Raw genomic sequence first — 9,503 nt, forward strand, 5'->3', positions numbered from 1 at the left:
TTTTTAAAAAATGTTGTCTAACCGTTCAGGGAAAATAAACCACAACATTCTATATTGTATAACGGCTACCCGCACCATAACGAAACATTTTCAATTAGGAAAGATGAACTGGGAAAAATTATGTTAAAAAAACTGTGTTTTCCACTTGTTGCGTTGTTCCTGCTCGCTGGATGTGCAACTAGCAGCAACACGCTATCACTTGAACCGAAAATTGCTTTACCTGCTAAAAACCCGACATTAAATGCAACATCGATTAGTGTCAGTAGTGTTGATAACCGCACTAATAAGTCCTTAGCAGAAGTGAATCGTAATGGTAGCTTAGTCGTGCTTAACCCATCGCGTGACCCGCGTTACCTCATGCAAGAAGCAGTAGAAAAACAAATGGCAGCGCGCGGCTTCATGGTGACATCGCCTGCAAATGTGAATTTAGTGGTTCAATTGAATAAATTAGAGACTAAAGTTGCTGAAGGCAGTTTACGCCACAATATTACCGTCAACTCTAGCGTTAGTATTATAGCTACAGCCCCGAATGGTTCGACCAAAACGCGTTCATTCACACGCAACTTTAATACGCAAGAATTGTTGGCTGCGAGTAATGCCAAAATAGAAACTGCTATCAATAGTGCATTGGCTGATTTAATTGCAGATATGGCTACAGACCAAGAAATCACCGATTTTATCAGACAGAATTCACGCTATTAATCGGGCAATCTACACTATAACGTATTAAGCTATCCAAGTTTTAATCACCATGACTTGGGTAGCCTAGCGCGGCGACTAGCTCCGCAGTGCAATGTCTCCCCAGTCAATGTATTGCAGCAATATAACATTAGGCCTAGAGGGGATTATGCCTCGTTTTACACTACCCAATAATATTACTTTAATTCTTTTAGGCTTTGTCTCAGGGCTGCCTTTAGCACTTACTGCGGGTACTTTACAGGCTTGGTTAACTGTTGAAAATGTTGATATCAGAACCATTGGTTTCTTTTCATTAGTCGGTCAAGCTTATGTATTGAAGTTTCTGTGGTCCCCTATGATGGATCGCTATACCCCGCCATTCCTCGGCCGACGCCGTGGGTGGTTATTAACAACTCAGATTTTGTTAATTATCAGTATTGCCGCGATGGGTTTCATGAACCCTTCTGAACACTTATGGTATCTTGCTGCGTTAGCTGTCACTGTTGCATTTTGCTCTGCCTCCCAAGATATTGTTTTTGACGCATATAAAACCGATTTACTCAGTGCAGAAGAACGTGGAATTGGCGCTGCGACCTCTGTGATGGGCTATCGGATCAGCATGCTCGTTTCTGGTGGGCTTGCACTTTGGTTAGCCGATAAGTTTTTAACCTGGAAACAACTCTACCTACTGATGGCAGGGTTAATGGTTATTGGTGTTATCGCAACACTGCTAGCCAAAGAACCTGAAGAAGATACTGCTCCTCCCACATCCCTAAAAAAAGCCATCTACGAACCCTTAGCTGAATTCTTTAGCCGCAACAATGCTTGGCTGATTTTATTACTGTTAGTGTTTTATAAACTCGGCGATGCCTTTGTAATGGCGTTGAATACTAACTTTTTATTGAATGCATTAGGCTTTAGCTTAAGTGAGGTTGGCACTGTCAATAAAACGGTTGGGATGGCAGCAACCATTATTGGGGCGCTTTTAGGTGGGTACCTAATGAAAAACATGAGCTTATTTAAGGCTCTGTTTCTTTTTGGGTTACTGCAAGGCGGGTCAAATATAGGGTATTGGTTTTTAGCAATCACACCTCCACACATTCTCACCATGGGTTCAATTATTTTTCTTGAAAATATTTTCTCTGGTATGGGAACAGCTGCATTTGTTGCCCTGTTAATGACATTGTGTAATAAATCATTGTCAGCAACGCAATTTGCACTGCTTTCAGCGCTTTCTGCTGTAGGGCGTGTATATATTGGGCCAATTGCTAGTATTTTTGTCAGTAATTATGGCTGGCCGCTTTTCTACCTAATTTCAATTGGTGTGGCTGTTCCTGGGGTTTTACTATTATTAGCTTGCCGAACCTCTTTGGTTTACACACAGACTACAGGCTTATTTCAGCGCCGTGAGTTATATGCCAAAGGTTATCGCTTTGCCGTATATGCTCTAATTACTGCGGTCAGTTTTCTATCTATTTGGCTGCTTTCGCTACTTGTGTTCTCATTTAGTGGCATGAAACTGTATTTATTTACAACACAAATTGAGTTTTGGTTGGCTCTCCCTAGTTATCAAAATCTAATATTTAATACAGGTATTAGTATTGGCGCTATCAGTTTAATTATAGGTGGTAGCTTAGATTTTCTAGCTGTCCGTAAAACGTCTCAATCCTAGTCCTTCATTAAATCCCCCTCATCCATTAAATCAATTCCCTAAATAGAACTTATTAGTTTAGGGAATCTGATCTGTTGATTAAATTAGACCCAAATAGCAAATTTAACTAAATCCAATTCAATATCGTGATTACGATCACCATAACACTGAAATATATTTCTTAATTGCAATTTTAAAGACTAATATATCACAAGTTAAAGGCGGACTGTCTAATGCGTTAACAGATAGCGTACAACCCAACCTTATTAATCATTAAACGAAAATAATCTATTATGAAAAAAATCATTTGCATAGCAACCTTAGCATCTATAGCCGGAACGGCATATTCTGACGATTTTATTGGCTATCAAAATGGCTTTGCTGATATCAATGTAAACTATTTAGATTGGTCACATCGTACTGAAACAAAAACAGAAACGACTACGCGTAAAAAAGACTTTGCTTATATTGAATTAGAGGGAGGAGCTAATTTTAATTGGGGTGAATTATATGGTTTTTTTGATCTAGAAAACCCGTTCCACTCTCAGCACACCGATTCCGGACGTAATCGCCGCTATACCATTAAAACAACTGGTCGTTACTATTTAGGTGATACGGGTTTTAATTTGTATGGTCATGTTTATGGAACTTGGTCATTGCCGGGAGCTAAATATGGTGGCAACTTCCATGACGTCAATACGCTATATGGTATCGGTTATAACACCGCATTTGGTGACTTGTGGTTTAAACCGTTTATCGCATTGAATTATACAGACCAAACATTCTATTCCGGAAATAATGGCTATGTCGCAGGTTGGGTTGCCGGTTATAATTTCAACGTGTTAGAAGAAAACTTTATGATCACCAACTGGCACGAAATGGAATTTGCAAGAAATAAACGCTATAACGGTGGCAAACGCGATGGCATAAATGGGGCGATCGCTTTTTGGTGGAATGCAACCAAGCACTTATCTGCGGGTGTGCAATATCGCTATGCTGACAATAAGTTAGGGGATACTTTTTACCAAGATGCAATCATTTATACATTAAAGTATACATTCTAACGCGCTCCAGAAAATTGCATTAGCATTTAATTATTTTTCTTTTTTTATCAGTAAAGTAATAATTTTTCTTTACTATTTTGCTGATAAAACCATAAAAATGGTTTTATCAGCAATAAAAACCGTAACTTCCCTTAGCATTTTACTTATCATTCATATCAGTTCGCTTGTTTTTATGCTTCTTTTGTATATATTTTTCTTTGAATAATTACTAAGATAATTTAGTATTAGCGGGCTTTTATCAATATATACTTATAATACGTATCAATTTTAACTTTTTCTTTATAAGTTCTTTACATGTGATCATATTAACATAAAGAGCTAACAATTCCGTTTCTTTGCCTTACAATCATTTACACTCGCATAACCTTACCGTAAAATGCCCGCACTGATGAAACGACAATTAGAATCTTTGTCATTTGGGGTCGTGGATGAGACTTATGAACTACAAAAAAAGTATCGGAGCAATCTCACTCGTTGTAGCTGCCTTATTATTAGGTGGGTGCGATATGGTGTTGATGGATCCAAAAGGCGCCGTTGGCGTTAAACAAAAAGAGCTAATTCTTATTGCAATTGGCTTAATGCTTCTTGTTGTTATTCCTGTTATTTTCATGACGATCATCTTCGCTATGAAATATCGTGAATCCAACAAGTCAGCTACGTACCGTCCAAACTGGGCTCACTCAAATAAAATAGAGTTAGTCTGCTGGACTGTTCCTATCATCATTATCATTATTCTAGGTACTATTACTTGGAAAACAACACATGAGCTGGACCCATATCAGCCATTAGTTAGTGATCAGGAACCTGTCACAATCGAAGTTATTTCGGCTGACTGGAAATGGATATTTATTTATCCAGAGCAAGGTATTGCTACAGTTAACGAAATTGCATTCCCTACGGGTGTGCCAGTCAACTTCAAAATCACGTCAGATTCGGTGATGAACTCTTTCTTCATTCCATCATTAGGTGGCCAAATCTACGCGATGGCGGGTATGCAAACTAAGCTTCACTTAATCGCTAATGAACCAGGTACTTATAAAGGCTTCTCTGCAAGCTATAGTGGCCATGGCTTCTCTGATATGAAGTTTAATGCTATTGCAACTCCTGACCGCCAAGGTTTTGATGAGTGGGTACAAAAGGTAAAAGCTTCTCCTAAAACAATGGATACCATGCAGGCGTTCGACGAAGTCGCTAAGCCAAGCATGAACGTTCCTGTTACCTACTTCTCAAGCGTGAAACCTAAACTTTATGAAGATATCGTTCTGAAGTTTGGTCATGAGCACCATAAAGGTCACGCTCCTGTAGAAAATGAAGGTCATTCAATGACTGATCATAAAGAAACTACAGGCAATTCAATGCAAATGAGCCACAGTGCTCATGCAGCAGGCGCTGAGGAATAAGGGCATGTTCGGAAAATTAACACTAGATGCAGTTCCGCTCCATGAGCCAATTATCGTTGTCACACTGATTGGTATTGTCCTTGGTGGACTCGCACTGGTCGGTGCGATTACATACTTTGGTAAGTGGAAATGGTTGTGGAAAGAATGGTTGACTTCTGTTGACCATAAAAAAATTGGTGTCATGTACATCATTGTCGCTATGGTCATGTTGTTCCGTGGCTTTGCGGATGCGATTATGATGCGTGGTCAGCAAGTACTTGCTTCTGCTGGCCAAGAGGGCTTCTTAAACCCTCATCACTATGACCAAATCTTTACCGCACACGGCGTTATCATGATTTTCTTCATGGCAACTCCATTTGTTGTCGGTCTGATGAACCTCGTTGTACCTCTGCAAATTGGTGCACGCGACGTTGCCTTCCCATTCCTTAACTCATTGAGCTTCTGGTTCTTTGTAGTCGGTGTTGTTCTTATCAACATCTCTTTAGGGGTAGGTGAATTCGCACAAACAGGTTGGTTAGCTTATCCGCCACTATCTGGCTTGGAGTACAATCCGGGGGTCGGGGTCGATTATTGGCTCTGGAGTCTCCAGATATCCGGTATTGGTACACTATTAACAGGGGTTAACTTCATCGCAACTATTATCCGTATGCGTACGCCGGGTATGTCGATGATGAAAATGCCTGTATTCAGCTGGGCTGCGTTATGTACTAACGTATTGATTGTTGCTGCATTCCCTATCTTAACTGTGACGCTGACTCTTCTGACGTTAGACCGTTATTTAGGTACCCATTTCTTCACCAACGATATGGGCGGCAACATGATGATGTACATCAACCTGATTTGGGCATGGGGTCACCCTGAGGTGTATATCCTTGTTCTGCCTGTGTTCGGTGTATTCTCTGAAGTTGCAGCAACTTTCTCGAAAAAACGTTTATTCGGTTATACCTCATTAGTTTGGGCAACAATCGTTATCACCGTTATGTCCTTTATCGTTTGGTTGCACCACTTCTTTACGATGGGTTCAGGCGCGAACGTTAACGCCTTCTTCGGTATCGCCACGATGATTATCGCAATCCCAACAGGGGTTAAGATCTTCAACTGGCTGTTTACTATGTACCAAGGCCGTATCGAATATAAATCTCCAATGCTGTGGACTATCGGTTTCATCATCACCTTCTCTGTAGGTGGTATGACCGGCGTTCTGTTAGCCGTACCTGGTGCAAACTTCGTTCTGCACAACAGCTTATTCCTGATTGCCCACTTCCATAACGTTATCATTGGTGGTGTAGTATTCGGGTGCTTCGCAGGTATGACTTACTGGTTCCCGAAAGCTTACGGCTTCACGCTGAATGAGAAATGGGGTGTTCGTGCCTTCTGGTTCTGGATCATCGGTTTCTTCTTAGCCTTTATGCCGTTATACATTCTGGGCTTTATGGGTATGACCCGTCGCTTAAGCCAGAATATTGACCCGACTTATCATACAATGTTAGTCGTTGCCGCAGGCGGTGCTGCTTTAATCGCACTCGGTATTGCATGTCAAGTTATCCAAATCATTGTGAGTATCCGTGACCGCCATGAAAACCGTGATCTAACTGGTGACCCATGGGGTGGACGTACTCTTGAGTGGGCAACCTCTTCTCCACCACCATTCTATAACTTCGCGATTGAGCCACATGTTCAAACTCGTGATGCTTGGTGGGATCTAAAAGAAAAAGGTCTTGCTCATAAGAAACCAACTTCATATGAAGAAATTCATATGCCGAAAAATACAGGCGCAGGCGTTATTATCGCCGCATTTAGCTTGATTTTAGGTTTCGCAATGATTTGGCACATCTGGTGGATGGCAATCATTGGTTTCGGTGGAATGATCGTAACTTGGATTGCAAAAAGCTTCGACGAAGATGTTGATTACTACGTACCTGTGGCTGAAATCGAAGAAATCGAGAATAAGCACTTTGAAGAATTACGTAAGGCAGGTGTGAACGATGTCAACTAATACAATGACTAACCAAAATATCGCCCATGCTGAGCATGGGCACCACGATGCAGGTGGAACAAAAGTATTCGGTTTCTGGCTCTATATCATGAGCGACTTGATTCTGTTTGCTTGTTTGTTTGCTACCTATGTTGTTTTGGCCGATGGAACTGCTGGCGGTCCAGCTGGTAAAGATATCTTCAGTCTGAAGTTCGTATTAGGCGAAACTTTCTTACTCTTGGTAAGTAGTATCACTTATGGCTTCGCAATGATTGCGATGCATAAAGGTAAGATTGCTGCCGTTAACTTATGGCTGTTTGCAACGTTTTTGTTAGGCCTTGGCTTCGTTATCATGGAAGTTTATGAATTCCATGAGCTGATTGCTGAAGGTTTTGGTCCTGACCGTAGCGGTTTCTTATCTGGCTTCTTTGCACTAGTTGCAACGCATGGTTTACACGTAACTGCGGGTCTCATTTGGATTATTATCATGATGATCCAAGTTACTCGTCGTGGACTGACTGATGTAAACAAAACACGTTTGAATTGTCTAAGCCTGTTCTGGCACTTCTTAGACGTGGTTTGGATTTGTGTATTTACCGTTGTTTATCTTCTGGGGGCTATTTAAATGAGTCATGCAAAAGATGCTCACACTGGAGCAAGCCACGGTAGCGTTAAAACATACCTGATTGGCTTTATTCTATCAGTTATCCTGACCGTCATTCCGTTCTGGATGGTGATGGAAGGCACGGCGTCAACATCAACAATCCTCTGGACTGTTGTTGGCATGGCAGTTGTGCAAATACTGGTTCACTTAGTATGTTTCTTACATATGAATACCTCATCAGATGAGCGTTGGAACCTGGTTGCATTTCTGTTCACCATGCTAATTGTCGGCATTGTTGTTGTCGGCTCGCTGTGGATTATGTACAACCTGAACATCAATATGATGCTCGACTAAAGAGTTGCCGATATGTTTAAGCAATACCTGCAAGTGACCAAACCAGGAATTATATTCGGAAACTTGATTTCTGTGATCGGCGGTTTTTTATTAGCCTCTAAAGGCTCGATAGATTACCCGCTGTTCGTTGCGACTTTGCTGGGTGTATCACTGGTCGTGGCTTCTGGTTGTGTTTTTAACAACTACATCGACCGTGATATCGACCGTATCATGGAAAGAACAAAGAATCGCCCGTTAGTTAAAGGGCTGATTGACCCGAAAGTTAGCCTGATTTACGCAACTGTATTAGGTATTGCGGGTATGCTGCTACTACTTGTAGCAGCCAATGCTTTGGCAATGCTACTTGCAGTTATCGGTTTCATTGTTTATGTAGGCGTTTATAGCCTCTATATGAAACGTAAATCAGTTTATGGCACGTTGATTGGTAGTCTATCTGGTGCAGCACCACCAGTTATCGGCTACTGCGCTGTCACAAATGAATTTGATACAGGTGCATTGATCCTGCTATTAATTTTCAGCTTGTGGCAGATGCCTCACTCTTATGCCATTGCTATTTTCCGCTTCAAGGATTATAAAGCCGCAAACATTCCTGTGTTACCGGTTATCAAGGGAATATCTGTCGCTAAGACACATATTTTCCTATATATCCTAGCATTCATGGTCGCAACACTAATGTTAGCTATCAGTGGATATGCGGGCTATAAGTATTTAATCGTAGGTGCAGCAGTTAGCCTGTGGTGGCTCGGTATGGCTATTTCCGGTTTTAAAACCGAAAATGACGACCGTGTTTGGGCTAGAAAATTATTCATCTTCTCAATCGTAGCTATAACCTCATTGAGCGTGATGATGTCTGTTGATCCTATTGTTTCAAGCGATACTGTTATAGCTCTCGTCAGATAACTTTTCTAGTTACTGATGATAACTATGCCTAAACGGCGGGGTTTCCCCCGCCGTTTTCATTTACCATTCCTTGCGTTAATGACCCATTTTTACTTATTCTGCCTACCCTTATGACGCAATTTTATGGTTAAATAGCCCCTTGCTATTATAAGCTAGATATAAAACGCACTATTAAAAGCTATAATCCATTGATTTTATACATTAAAAATATCAGTTCTACTTATAAAGATTCAAAATAGATTGAATTATAGAAAAGCGACAAACGAAGATATCCTTGAGAACGTACATCAATATGTGACCTAGGTAGCTAAGAGATGCCAGCACCGCTACAACTCGAAATATGAAGAATATTATTGCAAGGCGGCAAACGAGGATATCTTAGGGAGCATACATCAGTATGTGACCTAAGGAGCCGAGAAAAGCCAACACCGCTACAGCTAACATACTGATAGTTTGGTTTAAATTATTTTGCTACAACATCACTTTTTTATTCAAAATAGTTCGTGTTGTAGCAAGGCGGCAAACGAGGATATCTTAGGGAGCATACATCAGTATGTGACCTAAGGAGCCGAGAGAAGCCAACACCGCTACAGCTAACATACTGATAGTTTGGTTTAAATTATTTTGCTACAACATCACTTTTTTATTCAAAATAGTTCGTGTTGTAGCAAGGCGGCAAACGAGGATATCTTAGGGAGCATACATCAGTATGTGACCTAAGGAGCCGAGAGAAGTCAACACCGCTACAGCTAACATACTGATAGTTTGGTTTAAATTATTTTGCTACAACATCACTTTTTTATTCAAAATAGTTCGTGTTGTAGCAAGGCGGCAAACGAGGATATCTTAGGGAGCATACATCAGTATGTGACCTAAG

Annotated in this window: 8 protein-coding genes; all 8 read left to right on the top strand. The window is 40.9% G+C overall.

The genetic code is table 11. The features are described from left to right. The first annotated feature begins 120 nt into the window (after nucleotides 1–120). The 8 genes from ACPEH5_RS06445 (at nucleotide 121) to cyoE (ending at nucleotide 8,626) form a co-directional block, all read left to right on the top strand. The gene (locus ACPEH5_RS06445) at nucleotides 121–702 is read left to right on the top strand and encodes a YajG family lipoprotein (protein WP_042846912.1); all 582 of its coding nucleotides are present in this window, start codon (nucleotides 121–123) and stop codon (nucleotides 700–702) included. A 145-nt stretch (nucleotides 703–847) separates the two neighbouring features. After that, on the top strand, nucleotides 848–2,350 hold the full coding sequence (ampG, locus tag ACPEH5_RS06450; RefSeq protein ID WP_042846915.1) for a muropeptide MFS transporter AmpG: 1,503 nt from the start codon (nucleotides 848–850) through the stop codon (nucleotides 2,348–2,350). A 272-nt stretch (nucleotides 2,351–2,622) separates the two neighbouring features. After that, complete coding sequence (locus ACPEH5_RS06455) at nucleotides 2,623–3,393, top strand: outer membrane protein OmpK (RefSeq protein WP_240133471.1); 771 nt, start codon at nucleotides 2,623–2,625, stop codon at nucleotides 3,391–3,393. Between the two features lie 428 nt (nucleotides 3,394–3,821). After that, a complete protein-coding gene (gene cyoA / locus ACPEH5_RS06460; RefSeq protein ID WP_042846918.1) occupies nucleotides 3,822–4,793 on the top strand; it encodes a cytochrome o ubiquinol oxidase subunit II in 972 nt (323 codons plus the stop codon). A 4-nt stretch (nucleotides 4,794–4,797) separates the two neighbouring features. Continuing rightward, complete coding sequence (cyoB, locus tag ACPEH5_RS06465) at nucleotides 4,798–6,789, top strand: cytochrome o ubiquinol oxidase subunit I (RefSeq protein WP_042846919.1); 1,992 nt, start codon at nucleotides 4,798–4,800, stop codon at nucleotides 6,787–6,789. Then, the gene (locus ACPEH5_RS06470) at nucleotides 6,779–7,393 is read left to right on the top strand and encodes a cytochrome o ubiquinol oxidase subunit III (protein ID WP_042846920.1); all 615 of its coding nucleotides are present in this window, start codon (nucleotides 6,779–6,781) and stop codon (nucleotides 7,391–7,393) included. The genes cyoB and ACPEH5_RS06470 overlap by 11 nt, the downstream gene beginning before the upstream one ends. After that, nucleotides 7,394–7,726, top strand: a complete 333-nt coding sequence (locus tag ACPEH5_RS06475) for a cytochrome o ubiquinol oxidase subunit IV (protein WP_042846921.1) — start codon at nucleotides 7,394–7,396, stop codon at nucleotides 7,724–7,726. Nucleotides 7,727–7,738: 12 nt separating this feature from the next. After that, nucleotides 7,739–8,626 carry a heme o synthase gene (cyoE, locus tag ACPEH5_RS06480; protein WP_042846922.1) on the top strand — a complete coding sequence of 296 codons (888 nt, stop codon included), beginning with the start codon at nucleotides 7,739–7,741 and terminating at the stop codon, nucleotides 8,624–8,626. The last annotated feature ends 877 nt before the right edge of the window (nucleotides 8,627–9,503 follow it).

The sequence above is a fragment of the Providencia sp. NPDC089933 genome (assembly GCF_049545585.1).
Lineage (GTDB): Bacteria > Pseudomonadota > Gammaproteobacteria > Enterobacterales > Enterobacteriaceae > Providencia > Providencia huashanensis.